This window comes from Caulobacter endophyticus (assembly GCF_029543245.1).
In the GTDB taxonomy this organism is placed as follows: Bacteria; Pseudomonadota; Alphaproteobacteria; order Caulobacterales; family Caulobacteraceae; genus Caulobacter; species Caulobacter endophyticus_A.
Genome location: NZ_JARQWV010000029.1, coordinates 1 through 26049 on the forward strand (window position 1 = coordinate 1; position 26049 = coordinate 26049).

Consider the following 26049-nt stretch of genomic DNA (forward strand, 5'->3'; position numbering starts at 1 on the left):
GAAGCCGAAACGCTAAACAAACACACGGTCTCCGGGCTCCGCCCGGCCGCTCCGCGCCTCCCCGACCTAACGCGTGCCAACGCGGGAGACTGCGAAACCGCGCCCCAACCTCAAGGAACCTCCCCCTGTGGGGGAGGCGATCGCGCAGCGATCGGTGGGGGGAGTGATTGCGAACCCTCCCGCCGCCTCGAAAGCTGAAACCGTCCCCCCACCGGCCTTCGGCCGCCTCCCCCACGGGGGGAGGTTCGTCACCAAAGACCCTCCCCCTGAAGGGGGAGGTGGCCCGGAGGGCCGGAGGGGTGAGGCTTGAGCCCGCTCAATTCCCATGCCTACAGTAGGATAACGTCGTTCTCGAAACGGCGATGGGAGGACGCCATGAACGCCTTGACCCCGATCTCAGCGGGCGATGCGCCCGACTATGCCGGCCTGACGGTCACGCCGGCCGGGCCGGTGCTGGGCGCCGAGATCTCCGGGCTCGACCTGACCAAGCCGCTGGAGCCCGAGATCGTCGCGGCCATCCGGGAGGCCCTGCTGCGCCACAAGGTGGTGTTCTTCCGCGACCAAGACATCAGCCACGAGGACCACGTCCGCTTCGGCCGCTATTTCGGCGACCTGGAGGGGCATCCGGTCACCGCCCACGTGCCGGGCTATCCCGAGATTCTGCACATCGAGGCCGCCGACGGCATGAAGCTGCGCGAGGCCATCGTTCCGATCGTGCGGGCGGCCAACAAGTGGCACACCGACGTCACCTTCCGGCCCGCGCCGTCGATGGGCGGGGTGCTGCGCGCCCGCACCCTGCCGCCGTCGGGCGGCGACACCCTGTTCGCCGACACCGCCGCCATCTATGCCGACCTGCCGCAGGCCCTGAAGGACAGGCTGGCGGGCCTCCAGGCCGAGCACGACATCCTGCAGAGCTACGGCTACCGCATCGATGAGGCCAAGCGGCAGGAACTGAGGGCGGCCTATCCGCCCCAGGCCCATCCCGTGGTGCGCACCCATCCCGAGACCGGCCAGCCGCACCTCTTCGTCAACAAGGTCTTCACGACGCGGATCCTTGGTTTGCCCGAGGACGAGGCCGCCGCCTTGCTGGCCGAACTGCTCGATCGGGTGAAGGCGCCCGAATACCAGGTCCGCTTCCGCTGGAGCCCGAACGCCATCGTCTTCTGGGACAACCGCGCCACCCAGCACTACGCCGTGCTCGACTACTGGCCGGTGGAACGCGTGGTCGAGCGGGTGACGATCAAGGGGGACGCGCCTTATTTCCGAGCCTGATCAGGGCCTTGAGACCATCTCGTTGGATCGCGGGCAGGGCGCTTCGTAAGCAGGCTTCCGTCATTTTCAGCCAACGGAACGGCCCGATGCCCCAGCCCCGCCAACTCAAGCTCGGCTTCATCCTGCACGGGGTCGGCCCCGGCTGGGGCGACTGGCGCCATCGCGACGCCCAGCCGAGCGCCAGCACGGACTTCCAGTTCTACAAGCGCCAGGCCCAGGTCGCCGAGGCCGGCAAGTTCGACTTCCTGTTCGTCGCTGACAGCGTCTACATCACCGAGAAGTCGAGCCCCCACTACCTGAACCGCTTCGAGCCGCTGACCATCCTGTCGGCCCTGGCCGGCGCCACCAGCAACATCGGCCTCGTGGGCACCCTGACGGTCAGCTACAGCGAGCCGTTCAACGTCGCCCGCCAGTTCTCGTCGCTCGACCACATCAGCGGCGGGCGAGCCGGCTGGAACGTCGTCACCTCGTGGCTGGAAGGCAGCGCCGCCAACTACAGCCGCGACAAGCACTACGCCCACGACGTCCGCTACCGCCTGGCCGGCGAGTATCTCGACGTGGTCCAGGGCCTGTGGGACAGCTGGGAGGACGACGCCCTGACCTTCGACAAGCAGGGCGGCCAGTTCTTCGATCCGGCCAAGCTTCATGCCCTGAACCACAAGGGCGAGTTCTTCTCGGTGAAGGGGCCGCTGAACATCAGCCGCTCGCCCCAGGGCCAGCCGGTGATCTTCCAGGCCGGCGCCTCGGAAGACGGCAAGGCCTTCGCCGCCAGCCGCGCCGACGCCATCTTCGTCTCGCACGAGGATCTCGACGCCGCCCAGGCGTACTACCAGGACATCAAGGCCCGCGCCGCCGGCTTCGGTCGCGATCCGGACCAACTGCATGTGCTGCCCGCCGCCCGTCCGGTGATCGGCCGCACCGCGCAGGAGGCCGAGGCGCTCTACAAGGAGCTGACCGAGCTCGTATCGCTCGACAACGCCCTGTCGATGCTGGCCCGGCCGTTCAACGAGTACGACTTCTCACGGCACGACCCCGATGGTCCGTTCCCGCTGGAGGCCGCCGTGTTCGGAGCCAATTCCAACCAGAGCGCGGTAGGTCGCATCGTCGCCGCCGTGAAGGCCGAGAACCTGACCCTGCGCGAGACCGCCCTGCGCTTCGCCACGCCGCGCGGCCAGTTCGTCGGCGCGCCGGAGGCCGTGGCCGATGCCTTGCAGGCCTGGTTCGAGGGGCGCGGCGCCGACGGCTTCGTGCTGTTCGAAAGCCTGCCGGGCCAGCTGGAGGTCTTCGTCGAACTGGTCGTGCCGATCCTGCAGGGCAGGGGGCTTTTCCGTACCGAGTACGAGGGCTCGACCTTCCGCGAGAGCCTGGGTCTCGACTTCCCGGTCAACCGCTATGCCCGCGCCCTGGCGGCGGCCGAATAGTCTAGAGCGACGCCTCCGCCGCCGAGGCGGCGGGGGCGACGCGCCGATCCTCCGCCGGGCGAGGCTCAGCGGGCTGGCCGCTCCAATAGTGGTCGTTGCCGCGGAAGGCGCCTTCGATGGCGCGCAGGCCGCGTTCGACCTGCGCCGACAGGTGGCCGATCAAGCTCTGGTGCTTTTCCACGACCGCCAGGTCGCGCGGGGCGCGCTGCATGGCGCAGGCGTAGCGGTGCAGGCTGGATTTCATCTCGCGCATCTCCCGCGTGATCCGCGCGATCCGGTCGCGATCGACCTGGCCGAAGTGGCGCGTGCCGTGCAGCCGGTTGCGGGCGCAGGCCGCCAGCCATTGGCCGCGTGTCATCCCGGTGATCCGGCACTCCTCGTCCAGCCGGCGACGATCGTCCCTGGTGAGCAGCACAGGCACGGAACTGGTCTGGGCATGGCTGACGGGCTCGGGCGCCGGCCGTTGCGGCAGGGCCGTCTCGCTGGACAGGCATTGGGCGACGAGCGCGCGAAGCACCGCCGACCGCCCGCCGTGCATAGCGGCGTAGGCGTCGAATTGTTCAGCGATTTCGTCCGGCAACTGGAAGCCGAAGTGAGTCATCGGAATGGCGCTTCAAGTTCGTGCGGCGCGATGTTTTTCGCGTCGACCGAGTGTTTGAAGAAGAGAGCATGGTTCGCTCAATTTTAGACATAAAACGACTTTTCGATTTTTGATCATTACGACTTTGTATCAAATTATTTCCCAGAAAATCTGTCACAAAACTTTGGGCTAACTGTCTTCACGGCTCTGTAGCCCGCCAATCCAGGGCTGGAGGGCGAGGCTTTTCCATTGGTGGGGACCGGGGGTCTTCGCCGCCCTGTTTGCGGCTGCGCCAATGGAGAACCGTCATGAACCGCGTTGGAAACGTTAGCTTGATCGCGCTTGCGCTGAGCGCCTCCCTGGCGCTTGCGGGCTGCGGCGGCGCCGACAGCGTCGCCTCGCCGGGCGAGGGCGGCTTCGGCAATGGCGGCGGCACGAACCCGACCAATCCGACCACGCCGGCGCCGGGCACCCCGGCCGCCGACTGCCCGACCGGGTTCGCCAATGTCGGCACGGTCGCCAACGGCACCCTGCGCAACTGCCAGCTGCCGCAACTGATCACCGGCAATCTCGTCGTGCCGCTGCGCGCCGGCACCGTCTATTCAGTCAGCGGCCGCGTCGACGTCGGCCAGGACCAGGGCGGCGACCCGAACGCGCCGATCGCCGGCCGCGCCAAGGGCGTGATCACGGTCGAAGCCGGCGTGAAGGTCTTCGGCTCGGCCGGTCTCGACTACATCGTCGTCAACCGCGGCTCGCAGATCTTCGCCGAGGGCACGGCCGCCAACCCGATCGTCTTCACCAGCAAGCAGAGCATCGAAGGCCAGACCGGCGCCGACTCGATCGGCCAGTGGGGCGGTCTCGTCATTCTCGGCCGCGCGCCGATCAGCAACTGCTCGGGCGCCGGCGCCACGCCGGGCACGGCCGGCTGCGAGGCCCAGGTCGAAGGCACCAACGCCTTCTACGGCGGCAGCGGCCTGCAGGATAACAGCGGCGTCATGCGCTACCTGCGCGTCCAGCACTCGGGCTTCGTCATCGTCGCCAACAACGAGCTGAACGGCATCACTCTGGCGGGCGTCGGCTCGGGCACCACCTTCGACCACATCCAGGTCCACAACAGCAGCGACGACGGCATCGAGTTCTTCGGCGGCAACGTCAACGGCAAGTATCTGGTCCTGACCGGCAACGACGACGACAGCATCGACACCGACACCGGCTACAACGGCGCCCTGCAGTTCGGCATCATCGTCCAGCGCGCCAACGGCGGTAACCGCGCCTTCGAAACCAGCAGCGCCGGCACCGCGCCGCGCTCGAACCCCAAGTTCGCCAACTGGACCGTCATCGGTCGCGGCGGCTCGGGCAACGACTTGCTGGTGGCCAACACCTCGACCAACAACGTCTGGGTCAACTCGGTCGTACAGATGACCGCCAGCACCGCCGGCTGCGTCGACATCGACGACGCAACCACCCAGGTCGCCTTCCACTCGGTGGCCCTGGCCTGCGCCACGCCGTTCACCAACGACACCAATGTCGACGCCACGGCCGTTGCGGCGCTGTTCAACGCCGGCACCAACAACACGTCGAGCCACACCTCGACGCTGACGGGCACGTTCATCAACGGCGCCAACGAGGCGGCCCGCACGCCCTACGCCAACATCACCAGCCTCAGCAGCTTCCTGGTGAACCCCGGCTACATCGGGGCCGTCAAGGACGCCAACGACACCTGGTGGCAGGGCTGGACCTGCGGCCTGACCAGCGGCTCGACCTGCTGATCCGGTTGGGGGCGGCGCTGAGCCGCCCCCGCTTCCCGACGCCCGACAATTCCAAGGTTCTTCCGATGAACATGCTGTTCCGGCCCCTGAGCGGCCTCCTGCTCGCGACGTCGGCGCTGGTCGCGCCGCAGATCGCCATGGCGCAGACGACCCCCGCCGCCCAGCCGCAGCCGGGCGCAGCCGAGACCCCTGCGCCGCGCCAGTTCGCTGCGCTCGACCCTGACGAGACGCCCAATGTGGTCGAGGAAGTCCTCATCCTCGGTCGCAACATTCCCGAGCCGATGCGCACGACCTCGGAGGTCGCCAGCTTCCTGACCCAGGAAGACCTCAAGCGCGCCGGCGACGGCACCGCCGCCGAAGCCCTGACCCGGGTCAGCGGCCTCAGCCTGGTGTCGGGGCGCTTCGTCTATGTGCGCGGCCTGGGCGAGCGCTACTCGTCGGCCCTTCTGAACGGTTCTCCGCTGCCCAGCCCCGAGCCGCTGCAGCGCGTCGTACCCCTCGACCTCTTCCCCTCGGCCATCCTGGCCGGCGCAACCGTGCAGAAGAGCTTCTCGCCGAACTATCCGGGCGAGTTCGGCGGCGGCGTCATCGACCTGCAGACCGTGGCCATTCCCGACGAGGCCTTCTTCGAGGTCGAGATCGGCGGCGGCGGCAACACCGAGACCACGCTGAACAAGGGCCTGACCTACTACGGCTCGGACACCGACTTCCTCGGTTACGACGACGGCACGCGCAAGAAGCCGCCGGAGCTGCGCGAGGCGCTGGCTACGGGCAAGCGCATCAACTCCAGCAACTTCACGAGCGCCCAGCTGGTGCGTATCGGCTCCAGCCTGGTCAACGCGCCGCTGAACCTGATCCAGACCAAGAACAAGATCCCCGGCAACTTCTCGGCCGACGTCAGCGCCGGCCGCTCGTTCGAGCTGGCCTCGGGCGCGCGCCTGGGCGTCGTCGCCATCGGCGGCTTCGAGAACAGCTGGCGCTCTCGCGAAGGCATCCAGCAGCAGGGCCTTGAGCAGAACGGCGTGCTGGAGCCGCGCACCAGTTACAACTTCAACAACACCAGCAACAACGTCACCGTGAACGGCCTGGTGGGTCTGGGCCTGGAGTGGGGCGACCACCAGGTGCGCTGGACCAACCTCTACGTCCACAACACCACCAAGTCGGCCCGCCAGCGGGCCGGCGAGGACTACGCCGCCGGCCAGGAAGTGCTCGACTCCTACACCGAGTGGTTCGAGCGGAACCTCTACGACACCCAGCTGTCGGGCAAGCACGAGTTCGGCGCCTGGAACTTCGACTGGCGCGGTTCCTACGCCAAGTCCGAGCGCGACGCGCCGTACGAGAAGTTCATCCGCTACCGTCTGGAGAACGGCGTCTACTACCACTCCGCCTCGCAGGAGCAGAACTCGACGAGCTTCAGCACGCTCGACGACACCATGGCCAGCGCCGGCTTCGACGTGGCCTACACCCTGCCGCTCAGCAGCGGTCGCGACGCCAAGTTCAGCGGCGGCTACGCCTATCTCGACAACGAGCGCGACGCCGAACGCCGCGACTTCCGCTACCAGGGCGGCGCCATCCCGCTGGCCATCCAGCGCGAGCGGGTTGATTTCCTGCTGTCGGACTACAACCTCGCCCAGGGCTACCTGACCTTCACCGAAATCACCGGCGGCGACGGCGCGGCGGCTTATGAGGCTGGCCTCAAGGTCCATGCCGGCTACGTGCAGGTGGATGCGGAGTTCCTGCCGCGCCTGCGCACCTCCTTCGGCCTGCGGGTCGAGGACGCCGAGCAGACCGTCCAGGTCGTCGACCTGTTCGGCGGCGATCCGGCCACGCCGACGGCGCTGGAAGAGACCTATGTCCTGCCGGCCGCGACCCTGACCTACAATTTCGCCGAGGACATGCAACTGCGCCTGGGCGCCTCGAAGACCATCGCCCGTCCGCAGTTTCGCGAACTGGCCCCTCAGCAGTACTTCGACCCCGACACCGACCGCCTGTTCATCGGTAATCCCTACCTGACCGACACCGAACTGCTGAACCTCGACGCCCGCGTCGAGTGGTACTTCGCCGCCAACCAGTACCTGTCGGGCGGCCTGTTCTACAAAGACCTGGATCGTCCGGTGGAGTCGGTGGTCAGCGAGCAGGGCTCGACGATCGTCCAGACCTACGTCAATGCGCCGAAGGCCTCGCTCTACGGCTTCGAGCTGGACTTCAAGAAGCTGTTCGACAGCCCCTTCGAAGGCGCCTTCTTCGGAACCAAGCGCTGGCTGGTCGGCGCCAACTACACCTTCTCGGACTCGCAGGTGAAGGTGTCGGAGGACGACGTGGTCTATCCGCTGGCCGGGGCGGGCGCGCCGCGTCGCGCGCTCGACTACGTCAGGGACGGCAGCCAGCTTCAGGGCCTCTCCAAGCACCTGGCCAACATTCAGTTCGGCTGGGAGGACGAGGAGAACCGCTCGCAGGCCACCATCCTGGCCACCTATGTCAGCAAGCGGATCTCGGCCCGCGGGCGCCCGGACCAGCCGGACCTCCTGCAGGAGCCGGGCGTGACCGTGGACTTCACCTACCGCAAGGCCTTCGACGTGAGGGACCGCGAGCTGGAGTTCACCTTCAAGGCTCGCAACCTGCTCGGCGAAGACTTCGAGGAGTACCAGGTGCTGGGCGGCGGTCGCGTCGACGCCAACACCTACGACCTCGGCCAGACCTTCTCCGTCTCGCTGTCCACGCGGTTCTAGGCCTCTCCGGAGACCGACCGCGGCCGATCGACGGCGCTCCTCGCCCTTGCGGGCGGGGAGCGTTCGTCGCCGTTGAACTTCCCGACGATCGCCGATGCTAGCAAAGCTGACCGAAACATTCCGGATCCACGGAGGAAGAGCGTTCCTGGCGCTCGAACTCGTGGTTCTGCTCATCCTGGCGGCCCAGATCGCGCGGCTCGTCTGGATCGTCGCCGCGCCGCCGCCGCCACTGGCGGTCAAGGCCGCACCGGTCCACAGGACCGTCGATCCCAAGATCCTCGCCAGCTTCGACGCCTTCGGTTCGGCCGGGGCGTCTTCGCGCGTCGGGGGGGCGGCGGGCGTCGAAGGCTTCCGGCTGTTCGGCGTGCGCCAGACCGACGACGGCGGCTCGGCGATCATCGCAGGGCCGGACGGCGTCCAGAAGTCCTATGCCGTGGGCGAGGCCGTCGCCGACGGAGTCACCCTCGCGTCCGTCGCCGCCGACCATGTCGAGCTCTCGCGGGCCGGCGCCCGCATGACCCTCTCGTTTCCGGAACGTCCATGACCAAGGCCCCCACGCTGCGCATCCTCGCCGCGGCCGCCTCGATCGCGCTGGCCCTGCCGTCGGCCGCGCCCGCCCTGGCCCAGACCCAGGTGCTGAACGTCCAGGACGCCGACATCCGCGCCTTCATCCAGGACGTGGCCAAGACCACCAACACCACCTTCGTCGTCGACCCGCGGGTCAAGGGCACGGTATCGGTCACCAGCAACGGCCCCCTGGACCGGCGCGAACTGTTCGAGCTGTTCCTGGCCACGCTGCGGGCCAACAATCTGGTGGCCACGCCGGCCGGCGGCGGCGTCTATCGCATCGAGCCGTCGGAGAACGCCGCCCGCCAGCCCAGCACGGCCGGGGGGCAGTTCGCCACCGAGGTCTTCCGCCTGCGGACGCTGGATGCGGCGACGGCTGCCGACATGCTCAAGCCCCTGGTCGGGCCGCAGGGTCAGGTCGTGGCCAACGCCCGGGGCGGGGCTGTGGTCGTGGCCGACTACGCCGACAATGTCCGCCGCATCCGGGCCTTGCTGGCCCAGGTCGACCAGGACCGCGCCGCCGTCCACACCGTCACCCTCACCAACAGCTCCGCGCGAGAGATCGCCCAGGTCGTCAATGACCTGATCGCCGGGCCCGGCGCCGACGGCAAGCCGGGCAGGGGCGCGGTCACCGTCGTGGCCGTGGAGAGCAGCAACTCGGTCCTGCTTCGCGGCGATCCCGACGCCGTCCAGAAACTCTTGCCGCTGATCGCCGATCTCGATCGCCGCGCCGAGTCCAGCGACGACGTGCGGGTCGTCTTCCTGCGCCACGCCAACGCCGAACAGATGCTGCCGGTGCTGCAACAGCTCGTGGGCCAGGCGCCGTCGAGCGTCGCGACCGGTTCCAGCCGCCCGGCCGCCGGCGCGCCGGGATCGGTCAACGCGAGCCTTGCGGCGACCTCCACCGTAACGGCGGCGCCGGGGAGCGCCCGCGCCAATGTCGCCCGCTATCCCGGCGCCAACGCCCTGATCATCAACGCCCCGCCGGAGCTGCAGCGCACGCTTTCCGAAGTGATCCGCCAGCTGGACGTGCGCCGCGAGCAGGTGCTCGTCGAGGCCATCGTCGTCGAGGTCTCCGACGACGCCGCCAAGCAGCTGGGCGTGCAACTGCTGCTGGGCGGCACGAACGGAACCATCCCGTTCATGGCCACCAACTACACCAACGCCTCGCCCAGCCTGCTGCCGCTGGCCGGCGCCATCGTGGCGGGCGATCCCAAGGACGGCGAGTCCGAAGCCGTCACCTCGATGCGCCAGGCGGGGATCAACTCGCTGCTCAACGCCTCGGGCGTGACCGGCGGGGTGGCCGGCCGCAGCGGCGACGTGCTGTTCGGCGCGATCATCAATGCGGTGAAGAAGGACAGCGGCTCCAACCTCTTGTCGACGCCGTCGATCATGACGCTCGACAATGAGGAGGCCCGGATCCTCGTCGGCCAGGAAGTGCCGATCACCACTGGCGAGGTGCTGGGCGACGCCAATTCCAACCCGTTCCGCACCATTCAGCGCCAGAACGTCGGCGTGCAGCTGGAGGTGAAGCCCCAGATCAACGCTGGCGGCGGGATCACCCTGTTCCTGCGCCAGGAAGTCTCGGCGGTTGCCGGTCCGGTCAGCGTCGGCTCCAGCGAACTCGTCATCAACAAGCGCGAGATCGAGACCACGGCCCTGGTGGACGATGGGGACATCGTCGTGCTGGGCGGCCTGCTGGACCAGACCGAGACGTCGTCGGTGCAGAAGGTGCCGGGCCTCGGAAATCTGCCGGGGATAGGCGGCCTGTTCCGCAGCACCGCCCGCGAACGCGGCAAGACCAATCTGATGGTCTTCATCCGTCCTCGGATCATCAAGACGGTCGACGACGCCCGCGCCGTCACCGGCCCGCGCCTCGATCGCATGCGCCGCGAGAGCGCGCTGACCACGCCGGAGGGCGACAGCTCGCTGGATGCGGTGATCCGCGACTTCCAGCGCAGCTCGGCCGCGGCCCTGCCGGCCCCGCCCCAGGCGCAGCCGCAATGACCGTGCTCGACTACGCCTTCGCCAAGCGCCACGGCCTCGTCCTGCTGTCGCTGGACGGCGAGGCGACCGTCGGCCTGCGCGAAGGCTTCGATCCCCTGGCTCTGATCGAGGCGCGCCGCGCGCTGGGCGCGCCGCTGAAGCTGCAGATGCTCGCCACCGCCGCCTTCGACCGCAAGTTCTCGGAAGTCTATGCCGGCGCGGGTCTGGCCTCGGCTTCGGGCGACGACTTCGACGGCGCGCTCGGCCATCTGCTGGAGGACATGCCCACCGCCGCCGACCTGCTGGACCCGCAGGACGACGCCCCGGTGATCCGCCTGATCAACGGCCTGATCGCCGAGGCCGTGCGTTCGGGCGCGTCGGACATCCACGTCGAGCCCTACGAGCAGGCGCTCGTCGTGCGCCTGCGGGTCGACGGCGTGCTGCGCGAGATCCTCAGCCTGTCGCCGCGCATCGCCGCCATGCTGGTCTCGCGCGTCAAGGTGATGGCCAAGCTCGACATCGCCGAAAAGCGCATCCCCCAGGACGGTCGGATCTCGCTGGCCCTGGGCGGCAAGAGCCTGGATGTCCGCGTCTCGACCCTGCCGGCCCGCATGGGCGAGCGGGTTGTGATGCGGATCCTCGACAAGGAGCAGGCGGGCCTGGGTCTCGCCGACCTGGGCATGTCGCCGCGCATGCTGGCGGCGCTGGAGACGGCCCTGCGCGAGCCCAACGGCATCGTGCTGGTCACCGGCCCCACCGGTTCGGGCAAGACCACGACGCTCTATGCCGGGCTCGGCCTGCTGAACGACAAGAGCCGCAACATCCTGACCATCGAGGACCCGGTCGAGTACGCCGTCCACGGCGTCGGCCAGACCCAGGTCAACACCAAGGTCGGCATGACCTTCGCCGCCGGCCTGCGCGCCATCCTGCGCCAGGACCCCGACGTGGTGATGGTCGGCGAGATCCGCGACGCGGAGACCGCCCAGATCGCCGTCCAGGCCAGCCTGACCGGCCATCTGGTGCTGTCGACCGTGCACACCAACGACGCCGCCGGCGCCGTGGTCCGCCTGCGCGACATGGGTGTCGAACCTTTCCTGCTGGCCTCGACCATGCGCCTGATCATCGCCCAACGGCTGGTGCGCAGGCTCTGCCGCGTGTGCTCAGTCCAGGAACCCGCCGACGCGGCGGCCGCCGCCCTGATCGACGTCCCAACCGGGACGCCGCTGCGCCGCCCCGTCGGTTGCGCCGAATGCGGCCACACCGGCTTCCAGGGCCGGATCGGTGTCTACGAGGCTCTGCGGGTCGACGACATGGTGCGTCGCCTGATCGGCCAGAACGCCGCCGAGGACGAGATCGCCGCCGCCGGCGTCGAGGTGGCGCTGAAGGATGAGGCCCGCCGCTACGTGCTGGAAGGCCTGACCACGGTCGAGGAGGTGTTGCGCATCACCGGGGCGGGGGCGCGCGATGGCGAGCTTTGACTACGTCGCCCTCGATCTGGCGGGGGCCACGCGCTCGGGCCGCATCAAGGCTGTCGACGAGGGCGACGCCCGTACCCAGCTGGAACGCCGCCGCCTTGCGCCGGTGAAGGTCTCGCCCCACGCGCCAATCGCGGCGAAGAGCGGGCAGGGGCTGTTCGGCGACCGCCTGGGCGGACGCGACCGCTCGCTGTTCACGCGCCAGCTGGCCACCCTGGTCGCGGTTTCGACCCTGGAAGAGGCCCTGCGCACCATCGCGCTTCAGGCCGACCGCCCCAAGCTCAAGCGGGTGGTCGAGCAGGTCCACGCCGCGGTTCTGGAGGGCTACCGCCTGTCGGACGCCCTGGCCCGGCCGGTCGGGGCCTTCCCGCCGCTCTATCGGGCCATGGTCGCGGCGGGTGAAGCTTCGGGCGCGCTGCCGACAATCCTGGAGCGCCTGGCCGACCTGCTGGACCAGCAGCAGAAGGTCGCCGCCAAGATCACCACGGCCCTGGTCTATCCGGCCGTGCTGGCCCTGGTGGCGTGCCTCGTGGTCACCGTGCTGATGGTCTTCGTCATTCCCAAGGTCGTCGAGCAGTTCGACAGCATGGGCCAGACCCTGCCGCTGCTGACCCGCATCGTCATCGGCCTGTCGGATTTCCTGCAGCACTTCGGCTGGCTGGTCGTGCTGGTCATCGCCGGCTTGGCGCTCGCCTACTGGCGGGCTTTGCGCAACCCGGCCTTCAAGCTGCGCGCCGACAGCTTCTTCCTGCGCCTGCCGTTCGTCGGCCAGCTGATCCGCAACGTCCACGCAGCGCGACTGGCCCGCACCCTGTCGACGATGATCGCCAGCGGCCTGCCGATGCTGGAGGGGCTGATCCTCACGGCCGGCACGGTCCGCAACGCGGCCCTGCGCGGCGGCATGGACGCCATGATCGCCGGCATCCGCGAGGGCGGTTCGCTGTCGACCGCCATGCGGCGCGCGGGCGTCTTTCCGCCGGTGCTGGTCTACATGACCGCCAGCGGCGAGAGCAGCGGCCGCGTCGACGCCATGCTGACCCGCGCCGCCGAGTATCTCGAGCGCGAGTTCGACACCTTCACCGCCACCCTGTTGAGCCTGCTGGAGCCGGCGATCATCGTCGTGCTCGGCGGCGTGGTGGCGACCATCGTCCTCTCGATCCTGCTGCCCATCCTGCAGATCAACACCCTGGCCATGAACTAGGAGGCCAAGACCATGCGCGCCCCTGACAAGACCCGCCGCCGCCGCGCCCGCGAAGCCGGCTTCACCTTGGTGGAGATGATGGTCGTCATCGTCATCCTGGGCCTCCTGGCCACCGTCGTGGCCATCAACGTGCTGCCCAGCCAGGACAAGGCCATGAAGGAGAAGGCCCGCGCCGACGTGGCCGTGCTGGAGCAGGCGCTGGAGGGCTACCGCCTCGACACCTTCGCCTTCCCGCGTACCGAGGACGGTCTTGCAGCCCTGGTGACGCCGCCGGCCAGCCTGGCCCAGCCCGACCGCTACCGCGAAGGCGGCTATGTGCGCCGCCTGCCCAAGGACCCTTGGGGCAACGACTACCAGTACCGCGCGCCGGGACAGCACGGGGCGATCGACGTCTTCTCGTTCGGCGCTGACGGCCGCGAGGGCGGCGAGGGCAAGGACGCCGACATTGGCAACTGGGGCTGACATCCCGCGCAAGCCCGGCAGGCGAGAGGGCTTCACCCTCGTCGAGCTCATGATCGTGCTCGTGATCATGGGGCTGCTGGCCGGCGCCGTCGTCCTGGCCCTGCCGGACAGCCGTCCCGGCCTGCCGCAGGAGGCCGAGCGCTTCGCCGCGAGCCTGTTGCGCGCTCGCGACGAGGCCGTGTTCAGGGGCGGGCAGGTGCGCGTCGTGGCGGCCGACGGCGAATACCGTTTCGAGCGCCGCGAGGGTCGCGACTGGCGTCTCCTGGACGAGCCGCCGTTCCGCGTCCGCGCCTTTGAAGACGGGACGCAGGTCACGGCCGCGCCCGAGGGCGTCGTGGTCTTCGATCCCACCGGTCTGGCCAACCCCACCGAGTTCAGCTTCGCGCGCGGGCAGGCGCGGCGCACCGTCGTCGTCGATCTGGCAGGGAACGTCTCGCTCGATGCCCCGCGCCCGTACTGAAGCCGGCTTCACGCTGATCGAACTGCTGGTCGCCCTGGCGATCTTCAGCCTGGCCTTGCTCGCCCTGCTGAACCTGGCGGGCGAGAACACCCGCGCCGGTGGGCGGCTCTCCGACCGGGTGCTGGCCGAGGTCGTTCTCGACAATCGCGCGGTCGAGGCCATGACTAGTGCGACGCCGCTCGCCATCGGACGCACCAGCGGCGTGGAGACGACCGGCGGACGCCAATGGGCCTGGACCCGCCAGGTCAGCCGCACAGCCGATCCCGCCATCGTCCGTGTCGACATCGCCGTCGCCGCGCCCCGCTCGCGCAGCCCCCTCGTCCAGGCCTCGCTGTTTCGAGGCGCGCGATGAAGGGCTTCACCCTGGTCGAGATGCTGGTGGCGGTGCTGATCTTTGCTCTGATCAGCGCGGCGGGCGTGGCCGTGATGGGCTCGACCCTCTCCAACCAGAGCGCCGTGCGGGTGACGGTCGATCGCCACGCCGAGCTTCAGCGGGCCCGCGCGATCCTCAAGGCCGACCTTTCGCAGGCCGCCGCCCGCCGCACGCGCGGCGAGGATGGGCGGCCGGCGATCACCGCCTTCGCCGGCGGCGATCCCTGGGGCGGCGGCGGACCGGTGCTGGCCTTCGTCCGGCGTGGTTGGGAGAACCCCGACGCCGATCCCCGCGCCTCGCTGCAATATGTGGAGTACGCCCTGGTCGAGGGGCGTCTGGAGCGGCGTTCCCGCCCGGCGTTGGATGGCGCGCGCCTTGGCCCGCCGCAGGTGCTGCTGCACGACGTCGCGGGCGTTCGGCCCGGCTTCCTATTCAACGGCGCCTGGACCCCGACCTGGAAGGGCAATCCGCAGACCGACATCCCGACCGCCGTGCGCCTGGACATGACGCTGGCCGACCTGGGCCGGGTCGACCAGTTGTTCCTCACCTCGGGGGAAGGGCGATGAAGCGCAGGCACGAGGAAGGCGCGGCCCTGCTGACGGTGCTTTTGATGGTGGCCGTCATCGGCATCATCGCCGTGGGCGTGCTCGAAGACATCCGCTTCGGCCTGCGCCGCTCGTTCAACGCCCAGGTCGGCGGCCAGGCCCGCTGGTACGCCCTGGGAGGCGAGCAGATGGCCCGCTCGCGCATCGACCAGCTTCTGGCGCACGACGCCGGCAAGACCTCGCTGGAAGGCGATTGGAACGGCCGCGCCGTGGAGTTCCCGATCGAGGGCGGCGTGATCCAGGCCCGTGTCGCCGACGCCACCGGCTGCTTCAACCTCAACAGCGTGGCCGAGGCCGATCAGGGCGAACCCTTCCGCCGCCGCGAGCTGGGCGTGCGCCAGCTTGCCAGCCTGATGACCCTGCTGGGCGTTCCCAATGGTCCCGACCTGGCCGAAAGCCTGGCGCAGTGGATCGACAGCAACGACGTCGGCCCGGCCGGGCTGGAGGACGACGGCTATGCGGGCAGCAAGACGCCGTACCGAACGGCGGGCGCGCCCCTGGCCGAGGTCAGCGAGCTGCGCGCCGTGCGCGGCTTCGACGCCAAGGTCTACGCCATGCTGCGCCCCTATGTCTGCGCGCTGCCGACCACCGACCTGTCGCCGATCAACGTCAACACGTTGCCCCAGGAGCGGGCTGTCCTGCTCTCGGCGGTCACCCTGGGCGGCGTCTCGCCAGAGAGCGCCCGCCAGGCGCTCGCCGCGCGTCCGGCGGGCGGCTGGTCGGACCTGGAGGCCTTCTGGGGCCAGAAGGCCCTGGCCGGGGCGGCGCCGGTCGACGGCGTCCGCGACCAGATCCGTTTCCGCACCCGCTACTTCTCGCTGGAAAGCCGCGTAGGCCTGGCCGGCGGCGAAACCTTCATGACCTCGCTTTTCGAAGCCGGCCCGACGAACCGTGTCCGTCTCGTCGCCCGGCGCTGGACCCTGGAAGAATGACCCGCCTGCTGTTTCTCCCCGATGGGCCCGACGAGGCCCCCGAGATCGTCGAGGCCGGCGCCCACGGCCCGGTGCGCCGCAAGCTGCTGCCCAGCGAACAGGCCGGAGGCTCGGCGATGCTGGTGCTGCCCGGCGCCCGGGCCGTGAGCCGCTGGCTGGACCTGCCAGGCGGCAGTCTCGCCCAGGCGAGGGCGGCTGCGGCCTTCCAGGTCGGCGACGCCGTCGCGACGGGCGCCGAAGGGCTGCATCTCGCGGTCGGCGAGCGCGACGCCGAGGGGCGGGCGCTGGTCGTCTGGATCGATCGCGAAGTGCTGCGTTCGGCCCTCGAGACAGCGCGGGCCAGAGGGGTCGAGGTCACCGGCGCGGCGCCCGACTACCTGTTTCTGCCCGACGACGCCGAGGGCCGCACGGTGCTGGCCGCCTTCGGCGAACGGCTGGGCGTGCGAGCCGAGGGGCTGGCGTTCGGCGTCGAGCCGGAGCTGGCCTCGATCGTCGTCGGCGACCGCCCCCATCGCTACATCCCGGCCTCCGAACTCGACGCCTGGCTCCTGGCGAGCGCCACACGTCCGGCTGTCGATCTGCTGCAAGGCCAGTTCGCGCCGCGCACCCAAGGACCGGTGCTGCGCTGGAAGCGCCTGGCGGTCCTGGCGGCCGTGGTCGTGGTTTCACCGCTGGTGCTGCTGCTGGCGCAGGTCGCCAAGGACGGCCTTGCCGCCCGGGCGCTTGAAGCCCGCAATCGCACCTTGGCCGTCCGCCTGGTCCCGCAGGCGGCGCGCTACGGGGACCCCGCTCGTTTTGCCGTCGGTCGGTTGCAGGCGCGCACCCGCCTGGGCTTCGGCGACCTCGCGGCCGGTTATGTCGACGCCGTGCGCTCGGTCTCGGGCATGCGGCTCGACACCCTGGTCCACGGCCAGGACGGGGCGATCCGCTCGTCGGTCTCCTACGTCAACTATTCCGACATGGACCAGCTGCGGAGGGCCTTGAAGTCGGGCGGCTTCGACGTCGTCGAGCAGGGCACGCTCACCGAAGGCCAGCGCGTCACCAGCGACCTGATCATCCGGAGGCGGCCATGAATCGCATCGCCGAAAGCTGGAACGCACGCACGCCTCGCGAGCGCGTGATGCTCGCCGTGATGGCGGTCGCCGTCCTCGGCGTCGGCGGCTTCTACGGCGTGGTCGTGCCGCTGAAGCGCTCGGGCGAGGCCGCTCGCGAGCGGCTGACGGACGCGCGTGAGCTGTCCGCCGCCTTGGCTGCGGCCACGGGCGTCGCGTCCCCGGCGAAGGCCGCCGCCGGTCCCGTGTCCACGATCGTCGAGACCAGCGCGGCGAGCCTCGGCGTGCCGATCGCCCGCAAGCGCCAGGAAGGCGACGGCGCGTTCACGATCTGGATCAACGCCATCGACGCCCGCACCCTGCTGCCCTGGGTCGCATCCCTCGAACGCGAGACGGGACTGAGCGTCGCCGGCTTCACCGCCTCGCGGCTCGACAACGGCCTGGTCGAGGCCGAGGTGACCTTCGCTAGGGGTGTGCGATGAATACGCGGATCCTGATCTCTGTGCTGGCGGGGGCGACAGCCGTGATGGTCATTGCGCTGGCGCCGGCGACGCTGCTGACCAGCCGATTGGCCGGCGCCGCGGCCTTGCGGGTGACTGAAGCCGAGGGCTCCGTCTGGCGCGGGCGCGTGGGTCTGGCGATCGCACAGGGCAGGCGGCTGGGCGATTTCCGGGTCGGCCTGTCGCCGCTGGCTTTGCTGACCGGCCAGGTGCGCCTCAAGGCGACCGACAAGGCCGCCGGCCGCGCCTTTGTCCTGCGCTGGGGTCGCGACAGGGGCGTGGAAGGTCTGACCGGCCCGCTTTCGCTGGAGTTGGAGGGGCTGTCCGGGCGGATCGAGGCCAAGGATGTCGTGGCGCTGTTCCGCGACGGCCGTTGCCGGCGGGCAGGGGGACATATCCGTTTTCGCGCGGCTCAGGACTCGCTGCTGGGCGGCGCGACCCTTGCCGGGACGCCGGCGTGCGTGGGCGGCGACTGGGTCACGCGGCTTGCGCCGACGGGCGGCGCCGGCGCGGCGATCACCCTGCGGGCCGATGGCGCTGGGCGGCTGCAGGCCGAGACCGCAGTGGCGACGGCCGATCCGTTGCTGGTGCAGGCGGCGCTCGACAAGGGCTTCGTCAAGGACGCGGCCGGCGTCCGCCGGGTGGTCTCGACGCGACTGTCAGCCGAAAAGGCCGTGAAGCGGCCCTAGCAGCCAGGTCAGCCATGCGCCGATCGCCAGGAACGTCCCGAACGGCAGGCGGGTGTCCGTCGCGACCTGGCGGCGCAGGATCAGTTGCGCCAGGGCGACGCTGATCCCCGCCAGGCCCGCCCATACGACCACCGAGGGCAGGGCGCTCCAGCCCGTCCAGGCCCCGATAGCGCCCAGCAGGCGGGGGTCGCCGCCTCCCAGGCCCTGGCGGCCGCGCACACGCTCATAGGCGAAGGCCAGCAGCCACAGCGTTCCGAAACCGATCGCCGCGCCGAGCACCGGCGTCCAGACGGGTTCGTGCAGCACCAGCAGCGACGCCGCGAACCCGACCGCGCCGAGCGGCAGGGTCAGCATGTCGGGCAGCCAGAAATGCTCGGCGTCGATCACCGCCAGCAGCAGCAGCCACCAGCCGAAGACGGCCGTGGCCAGCGCGATGGGCCCGGCGAAGGCCAAGGCGCTCCAGGCGCCGATTCCCAGGCAGGCCAGTTCGAGCAGCAGGTATCGCCGTGGAATCGTCGCGCCGCAGCTTCGGCAGCGTCCGCGCAGGGCGACGAAGCTGGCGATGGGAACCAGGTCCAGCGGTCCCAGCTTGCGACCGCAGCCGTCGCAGGCCGACCTCGAGGCCGCCCAGGGCCGCTCCGCCGGCAGGCGCAGGGTCAAAAGCCCGATGAAGCTGCCTACGAAAGGGCCCAGCCCGATCGTGGCGAATGTCCAGAAGATCTCGGGAACCTGCATGGCCGCCGACCTTCCGTACAAGATGTCCGAAGAAGGGAAGGAGTGGTGGATGCGACAGGGATTGAACCTGTGACCCCCTCGGTGTGAACGAGGTGCTCTCCCGCTGAGCTACGCATCCGCCGTGTGGGCTAGGCCTTCCGAAGAAGTCCCCGCCGCGAGAGGAAGGGGGCTATAGACCGCTCTTTTCCGCGCCGCAAGAGGCCAAAAGCGAGATTGCGGCCTCCGGGACCTCGGAAAAGCGATCTATCAACAGATCTCCGCCGAGCGTCTCCACGGGAGCTTCTGTGTAGCCGAACGAAACCAGCAGCGCGGGAACCCCGGCGGCCTTGGCGCTGAGCACGTCGTTGATGCTGTCGCCCACCATTACCGCGCGGGCCGGGTCTCCGCCCACGGCCGCGATGGCCGCCAGCACGTGGCGCGGGTCGGGCTTGGGGGCGGGGGCGTCGTCGGCGCCGACCACGGCGTCGAAAAATCGGGTCAGGTCGACGGCGTCCAGCAGGGCTACCGACAGGTGGGTCAGCTTGTTGGTGCAGACCACCAGACGCGCGCCGGCGGCCTTGAGGTCGGCGAGCACCTCGACCACGCCTTCGAACGGCGCGCTCTCGTGGGCGATGCGGCCCAGATAGATGGCGATGAAGCGCTCGACGAGCTTGGGCGCGCGGTCGGCGTCCAGCGGCGCGCCGGCAGCGGCGAAGCCACGTTCCAGCAGGGCCTTGGCGCCGCGTCCGACCATCTTGCGCACGTCGTCGAAGGGCAGGACCGGAAGGCCCTCCTCGGCGAGGATGGTGTTCAGCGCCCCCACCAGGTCCGGTGCGGTGTCGACCAGGGTGCCGTCGAGGTCGAAGGCGATCGTCGTATCTTTGAGGGCGTGCGGAAGAGACATGCCCTGGCCTTTCGGCTAAAGGCGCGGCTAATGCAACTTTGGTTCGCTTCGGAGTCGCGTTGATCATGACGCAGATCGCCCCCGCTCATCATACGGGCCGTCCCCGCGCCGCCGTGATTCTGGCCGCCGGCCAGGGCACGCGGATGAAGTCGCCGACGCCCAAGGTGCTGCACCGGGTCGGCGGGCGCGCCATGCTCGACCACGCCATCGACGCCGCGCAGGCGCTGGGCTGCACGCGCATCGTCGTCGTGGTCGGCGCTCACAGCCCGCAGGTCGGCGAGCACGCCCGCAAGCGCCTGGGCGCGGACGCCACCGTCGTGCAGGACCCGCCCCTGGGCACTGGCCACGCCGTGCTGGCCGCCAAGGAGGCCCTGGCCGACTTCGACGGCGACGTGGTCGTGACCTATGCCGACTGCCCGCTGCTGACCGCGCCGGTGATCGCCCCGCTGTTCGACCTGCGCGCCGCCGGCGCCGACGTCGCCGTTCTGGGGTTCGAGGCCGCCGATCCGGGCGCCTATGGTCGCCTGGTCCTGGCCCCCGGCCACGTGCTGCTGCGCATCGTCGAGGCCAAGGACGCCGAGCCGGCAGTCCTGGCGCTCAAGCACTGCAATTCGGGCGTTCTGGCCGCTGATCGCGCCCAGCTGTTCGACCTGCTGGCCGCCGTCGGCAACGACAACGCCAAGGGCGAGTACTATCTGACCGACATCGTCGGCATCGCCCATGACCGCAAGCTGGCCACCCGCGCCACCTTCGCGCCGGAGGCCGCGGTGCAGGGCGTCAATTCGCAGGCCGAGCTGGCCGCCGCCGAGGCCGTCTGGCAGGCCGGCCGCCGCGCCGCCCTGATGACGGAAGGCGTGACCATGCCCGCGCCCGAGACCGTCCACCTGTCGTGGGACACCCAGATCGCCGCCGGCGTCACCGTGGAGCAGTTCGTGGTGTTCGCCGCCGGCGTCAGCGTCGCCTCGGGCGCGGTGATCAAGGCGTTCAGCCACCTTGAAGGCGCGAGCGTGGGGGAGGGGGCGCTGATCGGTCCCTACGCCCGCCTTCGTCCCGGCGCCGAGATCGGCCCCGAGGCCCATATCGGCAACTTCGTCGAGGTCAAGAAGGTCAAGGTCGGCGCCGGCGCCAAGGCCAATCACCTGACCTATCTGGGCGACGGCTCGGTCGGCCCCAAGGCCAACATCGGCGCCGGCACGATCTTCTGCAACTACGACGGCTTCGAGAAGTTCGAGACCCATGTCGGCGCGGGCGCCTTCATCGGCTCGAACTCGGCCCTGGTCGCGCCGGTGCGCATCGGCGACGGGGCGATGACGGGCTCGGGCTCGGTGATCACCGCCGACGTGCCGGCCGGCGACCTGGCGCTCAGCCGTGCGCCGCAAACCCTCAAGACCGGGTGGGCGGCCAAGTTCCGCGCCCTGAAACAGCCCAAGAAGGACAAGAAGGCATGAGCGCCGACGCACAGAAGAAGGCTTCGGGCGAAGCCGCCGCCCTGCTGGTGGAGCCGGGCATGGTCGTTGGCCTGGGCACCGGCTCGACCGCCGCCTGGTTCGTCAAGGCCCTGGCCGCCCGCAAGCTCGACATCCGCGGCGTGCCCACCTCCGAAGCGACCGCCAGCCTCGCCCGCGAGCTCGGCATTCCGCTGGCGACGCTGGACGACGTCATGTCGATCGACCTCACCGTCGACGGCGCCGACGAGATCGGCCCGGGCCTGTCCCTGATCAAGGGCGGCGGCGCGGCGCTGCTGCGCGAGAAGCTGGTCTGGGAGGCGTCCAAGCGCTGCGTCGTGATCGCCGACGCCGCCAAGCACGTGAAGGTGCTGGGCAAGTTTCCGCTGCCGATCGAGGTGGTGCGCTTCGGCCATCCTCACACCGGTCGTCGCCTGGCCGACATCGCCGCCGAGTTCGAGCTTCCGCCGCCGCGCCTGCGCATGGCCGATCGGGGCATCGTCGTCACCGACGGCGGCAACGTGATCTACGACATGGCCTCGGGCGCCATCGCCGAGCCGGCGGCCCTGGCCGCGGCGCTGAAGGCCGTCACCGGCGTGGTCGATCACGGCCTGTTCCTCGACCTGGCCGACGAGGCCCTGGTGGGAACCGACGAGGGGGTGGTCAAGCTTCTGCCTTGATCCCATATCCCGATCCCGCTGTTCCCAGTTCGCTTTGATCCGGAGCCGATGATGGCTGAGTACGACTTCGACCTCTTCGTCATCGGCGCCGGCTCGGGCGGCGTGCGCGCCGCGCGCCTGGCGTCCCTGTCCGGCGCCAAGGTGGCCGTGGCCGAGGAGTACCGGGTCGGCGGCACCTGCGTGGTGCGCGGCTGCGTGCCCAAGAAGTTCATGGTCTACGCCAGCGAGGTCTCCAGCCAGCTGAAGACCGCCAAGGGCTACGGCTGGACGATCGGCGAGGCGTCGTTCGACTGGAAGACCTTCCTGCACGACAAGGACGTCGAGATCGCGCGCCTGTCGGGCATCTACGTCACCAACCTGCGCAAGGCCGGCGCTCATCTGCTGCACGGCAAGGCCCGCATCATTGACGCCCATACCGTCGAGGTGCTGCCCAAGGAGGGTTCCGAAGGCGACGCGGGCCGCTACACCGCCAGGCGCATCCTGGTGGCCACCGGCGGCCGGCCCGTGCGCCCCGAGTTCGAGGGCGCCGAGTACGGCATCACCTCCGACGAGGCGTTCCACCTGCCGACCCTGCCCAAGCGCGTTCTGGTGGTCGGCGGCGGCTACATCGCCGTCGAGTTCGCCGGCATCTATGCCGGTCTCGGCGTCGAGACCACGCTCTGCTATCGCGGCTCCAACATCCTGCGCGGCTTCGACGACGACGTCCGCGCCCATCTCGCCGACGAGATGGAGAAGCGCGGGATCAAGGTCGTGCTGGGCTGCTCGCACAAGTCGATCGAAAAGGCCGACGGCGGCCTGGTCAGCACCTTCAACAACGGTATGACCTTCGAAAGCGACGTCGTGCTGTTCGCCACGGGCCGCGACCCCTACGTCGAGGGGCTGGGCCTTGAGAAGGCCGGGGTTAAGCTGAACGACAAGGGCGCGATCGCCGTCGACGCCCATTCGAAGACCAATGTCGACAGCATCTGGGCTGTCGGCGACGTCACCGACCGCATCAACCTGACGCCGGTGGCCATCCGCGAGGGCGCGGCCTTCGCCCAGACCGAGTTCTACGGCAACCCGACCACCTTTGATCACGACCTGGTCGCCTCGGCCGTGTTCTCGCAGCCGCCGATCGGCGCGGTGGGCATGAGCGAGGCCGAGGCCCGCCACGCCTTCGGCAAGGTCGACATCTATCGCGCCGTTTTCCGGCCGATGAAGCTGACCTTCTACGGCGGCCAGGAGCGCTGCCTGATGAAGCTGGTCGTCCGCCAGGACAACGAGCAGATCGTCGGCGTCCATGTGGTCGGTCCCGATGCGCCCGAGATCATTCAGATGGCGGCGATCGCCGTGAAGATGGGCGTCACCAAGCCGCAGTGGGACTCGACCTGCGCGGTTCACCCGACCCTCGCCGAGGAACTGGTGACCATGCGCGAGAAGTACGTGCCGGCCGAGGTGGGCGGGGTATGATCACCACCTCCGAGGTTCCTGAGAAGGGGACGCCGTGGCTCGTCGGGGTCATGGTCTTCGCCTTCGCGCTGACGCCGCTGCTGGGCTATGCCGCGCAACTGGGCTTTGCGCCGCTGATGGCGCTGGTCGGACTGCTGGTGCTGCCGGTCATGGGCAAGCCAAGGGCTCCGACGGCGCCCGCGCTGATCCTGCTGCTGCTGGCGATCTGGGCTGCCTTCAGCATGAAATGGAGCCCGGCCGCCCCGCCGCCGGGATCGCTCAAGGATTACGGCGACGTCGAGAAGGTGACGGCCGTGAAGCTGTTCCTTCAGCTGGCGCTCTACGGCGCGGCCGTCGCCGCAGTCCTGCGTCTCACGGCGCACGGGGCTGATCGCGTCGCCACGGTGATGGGTTTCGGCGTGCTGGCCCTGGCCGTGCTGGTGGGCGTCGATGCGCTCATCGGGGCCTCGATCTTCCAGCAGCTTCGGGTGCTGACGGGCGATCCGATCCGTCCTGACCTGGCCAAGGTGAAGATCTCGATCGGCTGCTACGTCATGGCCGTGCTGTTCTGGCCGGCCGCCGCCGCCCTGGCGCGCCGGGGACGGCGCGTGGCGGTCGGCCTGCTCCTGGCCGGCGTCGTGACGGCTTCGCTGCTGTCGAGCGCCGACTCCTGCCTGGTCGCGCTGGCGGCCGGCGGCGTGGTCTGGGGCCTGGTCAAGGGCCTGGGCAAGATGGGCGGACGCCTGCTGACCGCGGCCGTGGCCGTTCCGTTCGTAGTGGCCCCGATCGCGGTGCTCTGGGCCATCCAGTCCGGCTTCTGGGGCTGGCTGCACGGCCTGGTTCCGCCGTCCTGGGATGCGCGCCTGAACATCTGGGCCTTCGCCGCCGACCGCATCCAGGATCATCCGTTCCGAGGCTGGGGGCTGGACGCCAGCCGGACCTTCGGCGACGCGATCCCGCTGCACACTCACAACGCCCAGCTCCAGCTGTGGCTCGAGCTGGGCGCCGTCGGCGCGGCCCTGGCGGGCGCCTTCTTCTGCTGGCTGGCCCATGGCGTCACGCGCGCGGCCGAGACCGATCGCGGACCGGCCGCCATGTCGGGCGCGGCCCTTACCAGCTATCTTGTCATCGGGGCCTTAAGTTTCGGCGTCTGGCAGGAGTGGTGGATCGCCGTCGGCGCCCTGGCGATCGTCGCTTGTGTCGCCGTGCGGAAGTCGAGCGGCGAATATGGCGGCGAATGGGTCGAACTTTCCCCGGTGAGCTGAATTACACCACGCTCACCGCACGATTTTTGCCTTTACCCCCGGGGTGCGCTATGAGCGCTCCCCTTTGGAACCGTTGAGAACATCATGACCGCCCGGTGGACCCCCGCGACCTGGAGAGCCAAACCCGCCAAGCACGTGCCGACGGACTATCCGGACGCGGGCGCGGTCGAGCGTGTCGAGCAGACGCTTCGTCAGATGCCGCCGCTGGTGTTCGCGGGCGAGGCGCGTCGGCTCAAGTCGCTTCTGGGCGATGTCGCCGAGGGGCGGGCCTTCCTGCTGCAAGGCGGCGACTGCGCCGAAAGCTTCAAGGAGTTCCACGCCGACAATATCCGCGACACCTTCCGCCTGATCCTGCAGATGGCGGTGGTGCTGACCTTCGCCGGCGGCAAGCCGGTGGTGAAGGTGGGCCGGATCGCCGGCCAGTTCGCCAAGCCGCGCTCCGAGCCCATCGAGACCATCGGCGACGTGACCCTGCCGTCCTATCGCGGCGACATCATCAACGGCATGGACTTCAACGCCGAAGAACGTCTGCCCGACCCGGACCGCCTGCTGAAGGCCTACGGCCAGTCGGCGGCGACCCTCAACCTGCTGCGCGCCTTCGCCAGCGGCGGCTATGCCGACCTCTACAACATCCACCGCTGGACCCTGGGCTTCGTCGGCGACAGCCCGCAGGGCGCGCGCTACCGCGAACTGTCGGAAAAGATCTCCGAGGCCCTGACCTTCATGTCGGCCGTCGGCGTCACCCCCGACACTCAGCCCGACCTGAAGCGCGTGGAGTTCTTCACCAGCCACGAGGCCCTGCTGCTGGGCTTCGAGGAGGCCATGACCCGCGTCGATAGCACCTCGGGCGACTGGTACGACACCAGCGCCCACCTGCTGTGGATCGGCGAGCGCACCCGCCAGCTGGACGGCGCCCACATCGAGTTCATGCGCGGCGTGAAGAACCCGATCGGCCTCAAGTGCGGCCCGACCATGGAGGGCGACGACCTCCTGCGCCTGATCGACGTTCTGAACCCCAACAACGAGCCGGGCCGCCTGACGCTGTACGGCCGTTTCGGCTCGGACAAGATCGCCGACCGCCTGCCGCGGCTGATGAAGGCCACCAAGGCCGACGGCCGCGCCGTGGTCTGGGCCACCGACCCGATGCACGGCAACACGCTGAAGGCCTCAACCGGTTACAAGACCCGTCCGTTCGACCGCATCCTCAGCGAAGTGAAGAGCTTCGTGGAAGTGGCCCATTCGGAAGGCGTCCATCCGGGCGGCGTGCACCTGGAGATGACCGGCCAGAACGTCACCGAATGCCTGGGCGGCGCCCGCGCCGTGTCGGAGACCGATCTCGCCGACCGCTACCACACCCACTGCGACCCGCGCCTGAACGGCGAGCAGGCTCTTGAGCTGGCCTTCCTTGTGGCCGAGAAGCTGAAGGCGGCGCGTGACGACCAGCGCAAGGCCGCCAACGGCTGAGGCTGACCTTAAGGTCAATCTCGGATTCGAGACGAAAGGGGCCCCGTGGATCAGTTCCACGGGGCCCTTTCAATAG

Annotated in this window: 24 protein-coding genes and 1 tRNA gene; 21 read left to right on the top strand and 4 right to left on the bottom strand. The window is 69.6% G+C overall.

What is annotated here, in order from left to right; genetic code table 11:
- The first annotated feature begins 375 nt into the window (after positions 1-375).
- Together P7A99_RS21890 and P7A99_RS21895 are read left to right on the top strand one after the other, a co-directional pair.
- Positions 376-1272 carry a TauD/TfdA dioxygenase family protein gene (locus P7A99_RS21890; protein WP_277795856.1) on the top strand — a complete coding sequence of 299 codons (897 nt, stop codon included), beginning with the start codon at positions 376-378 and terminating at the stop codon, positions 1270-1272.
- Between the two features lie 86 nt (positions 1273-1358).
- Positions 1359-2693 carry an LLM class flavin-dependent oxidoreductase gene (locus P7A99_RS21895; protein ID WP_277795857.1) on the top strand — a complete coding sequence of 445 codons (1335 nt, stop codon included), beginning with the start codon at positions 1359-1361 and terminating at the stop codon, positions 2691-2693.
- Between the two features lies 1 nt (position 2694).
- Here P7A99_RS21895 and P7A99_RS21900 read toward each other — a convergent pair whose 3' ends face one another.
- Positions 2695-3294 carry a hypothetical protein gene (locus P7A99_RS21900; RefSeq protein WP_277795858.1) on the bottom strand — a complete coding sequence of 200 codons (600 nt, stop codon included), beginning with the start codon at positions 3292-3294 and terminating at the stop codon, positions 2695-2697.
- Positions 3295-3605: 311 nt separating this feature from the next.
- On the opposite strand from P7A99_RS21900, the gene P7A99_RS21905 reads away from it, so the two are divergent.
- The 14 genes from P7A99_RS21905 (at position 3606) to gspN (ending at position 18073) form a co-directional block, all read left to right on the top strand.
- Complete coding sequence (locus P7A99_RS21905) at positions 3606-5042, top strand: hypothetical protein (protein WP_277795859.1); 1437 nt, start codon at positions 3606-3608, stop codon at positions 5040-5042.
- A complete protein-coding gene (locus P7A99_RS21910) occupies positions 4997-7771 on the top strand; it encodes a TonB-dependent receptor domain-containing protein (RefSeq protein WP_277795860.1) in 2775 nt (924 codons plus the stop codon). Before P7A99_RS21905 ends, P7A99_RS21910 begins: the two co-directional genes overlap by 46 nt.
- Before the next feature lie 160 nt (positions 7772-7931).
- Positions 7932-8315 (top strand): type II secretion system protein N, encoded by a 384-nt coding sequence (locus tag P7A99_RS21915; protein ID WP_277795861.1) that lies wholly within the window; start codon positions 7932-7934, stop codon positions 8313-8315.
- Positions 8312-10345, top strand: a complete 2034-nt coding sequence (gene gspD / locus P7A99_RS21920; RefSeq protein WP_277795862.1) for a type II secretion system secretin GspD — start codon at positions 8312-8314, stop codon at positions 10343-10345. The genes P7A99_RS21915 and gspD overlap by 4 nt, the downstream gene beginning before the upstream one ends.
- Positions 10342-11802, top strand: a complete 1461-nt coding sequence (gspE, locus tag P7A99_RS21925) for a type II secretion system ATPase GspE (protein ID WP_277795863.1) — start codon at positions 10342-10344, stop codon at positions 11800-11802. Before gspD ends, gspE begins: the two co-directional genes overlap by 4 nt.
- On the top strand, positions 11789-13000 hold the full coding sequence (gene gspF / locus P7A99_RS21930; protein ID WP_277795864.1) for a type II secretion system inner membrane protein GspF: 1212 nt from the start codon (positions 11789-11791) through the stop codon (positions 12998-13000). The genes gspE and gspF overlap by 14 nt, the downstream gene beginning before the upstream one ends.
- 12 nt (positions 13001-13012) lie before the next feature.
- Complete coding sequence (gene gspG, locus P7A99_RS21935) at positions 13013-13462, top strand: type II secretion system major pseudopilin GspG (RefSeq protein ID WP_277795865.1); 450 nt, start codon at positions 13013-13015, stop codon at positions 13460-13462.
- Positions 13446-13922: a GspH/FimT family pseudopilin gene (locus P7A99_RS21940; protein ID WP_277795866.1), complete on the top strand. Its 477-nt coding sequence runs from the start codon at positions 13446-13448 to the stop codon at positions 13920-13922. Before gspG ends, P7A99_RS21940 begins: the two co-directional genes overlap by 17 nt.
- Positions 13903-14274, top strand: a complete 372-nt coding sequence (gene gspI, locus P7A99_RS21945) for a type II secretion system minor pseudopilin GspI (RefSeq protein WP_277795867.1) — start codon at positions 13903-13905, stop codon at positions 14272-14274. The genes P7A99_RS21940 and gspI overlap by 20 nt, the downstream gene beginning before the upstream one ends.
- A complete protein-coding gene (gspJ, locus tag P7A99_RS21950) occupies positions 14271-14861 on the top strand; it encodes a type II secretion system minor pseudopilin GspJ (protein ID WP_277795868.1) in 591 nt (196 codons plus the stop codon). Before gspI ends, gspJ begins: the two co-directional genes overlap by 4 nt.
- Complete coding sequence (gene gspK / locus P7A99_RS21955) at positions 14858-15832, top strand: type II secretion system minor pseudopilin GspK (protein WP_277795869.1); 975 nt, start codon at positions 14858-14860, stop codon at positions 15830-15832. The genes gspJ and gspK overlap by 4 nt, the downstream gene beginning before the upstream one ends.
- Positions 15829-16905 (top strand): type II secretion system protein GspL, encoded by a 1077-nt coding sequence (gene gspL, locus P7A99_RS21960; protein WP_277795870.1) that lies wholly within the window; start codon positions 15829-15831, stop codon positions 16903-16905. The genes gspK and gspL overlap by 4 nt, the downstream gene beginning before the upstream one ends.
- Complete coding sequence (gene gspM / locus P7A99_RS21965; protein WP_277795871.1) at positions 16902-17366, top strand: type II secretion system protein GspM; 465 nt, start codon at positions 16902-16904, stop codon at positions 17364-17366. The genes gspL and gspM overlap by 4 nt, the downstream gene beginning before the upstream one ends.
- Positions 17363-18073, top strand: a complete 711-nt coding sequence (gene gspN, locus P7A99_RS21970; RefSeq protein WP_277795872.1) for a type II secretion system protein N — start codon at positions 17363-17365, stop codon at positions 18071-18073. Before gspM ends, gspN begins: the two co-directional genes overlap by 4 nt.
- Here the strand turns inward: gspN and P7A99_RS21975 are convergent.
- The 3 genes from P7A99_RS21975 to gph form a co-directional block, all read right to left on the bottom strand.
- Entirely contained in the window at positions 18044-18808 is a 765-nt protein-coding gene (locus tag P7A99_RS21975; protein ID WP_277795873.1) for a prepilin peptidase, read from the bottom strand. The genes gspN and P7A99_RS21975 overlap by 30 nt on opposite strands.
- 43 nt (positions 18809-18851) lie before the next feature.
- Positions 18852-18926 (bottom strand) — tRNA-Val (locus P7A99_RS21980).
- A 51-nt stretch (positions 18927-18977) separates the two neighbouring features.
- The gene (gene gph / locus P7A99_RS21985) at positions 18978-19691 is read right to left on the bottom strand and encodes a phosphoglycolate phosphatase (RefSeq protein ID WP_277795874.1); all 714 of its coding nucleotides are present in this window, start codon (positions 19689-19691) and stop codon (positions 18978-18980) included.
- 65 nt (positions 19692-19756) lie between these two features.
- On the opposite strand from gph, the gene glmU reads away from it, so the two are divergent.
- From glmU to P7A99_RS22010, 5 genes are all read left to right on the top strand, one after another.
- A complete protein-coding gene (glmU, locus tag P7A99_RS21990; RefSeq protein ID WP_277795875.1) occupies positions 19757-21139 on the top strand; it encodes a bifunctional UDP-N-acetylglucosamine diphosphorylase/glucosamine-1-phosphate N-acetyltransferase GlmU in 1383 nt (460 codons plus the stop codon).
- The gene (gene rpiA, locus P7A99_RS21995; protein ID WP_277795876.1) at positions 21136-21816 is read left to right on the top strand and encodes a ribose-5-phosphate isomerase RpiA; all 681 of its coding nucleotides are present in this window, start codon (positions 21136-21138) and stop codon (positions 21814-21816) included. Before glmU ends, rpiA begins: the two co-directional genes overlap by 4 nt.
- A gap of 51 nt (positions 21817-21867) precedes the next feature.
- The gene (gor, locus tag P7A99_RS22000) at positions 21868-23265 is read left to right on the top strand and encodes a glutathione-disulfide reductase (RefSeq protein WP_277795877.1); all 1398 of its coding nucleotides are present in this window, start codon (positions 21868-21870) and stop codon (positions 23263-23265) included.
- Positions 23262-24509: an O-antigen ligase family protein gene (locus P7A99_RS22005; RefSeq protein WP_277795878.1), complete on the top strand. Its 1248-nt coding sequence runs from the start codon at positions 23262-23264 to the stop codon at positions 24507-24509. Before gor ends, P7A99_RS22005 begins: the two co-directional genes overlap by 4 nt.
- Positions 24510-24593: 84 nt before the next feature.
- On the top strand, positions 24594-25973 hold the full coding sequence (locus P7A99_RS22010) for a class II 3-deoxy-7-phosphoheptulonate synthase (RefSeq protein WP_277795879.1): 1380 nt from the start codon (positions 24594-24596) through the stop codon (positions 25971-25973).
- Positions 25974-26049 lie beyond the last annotated feature (76 nt).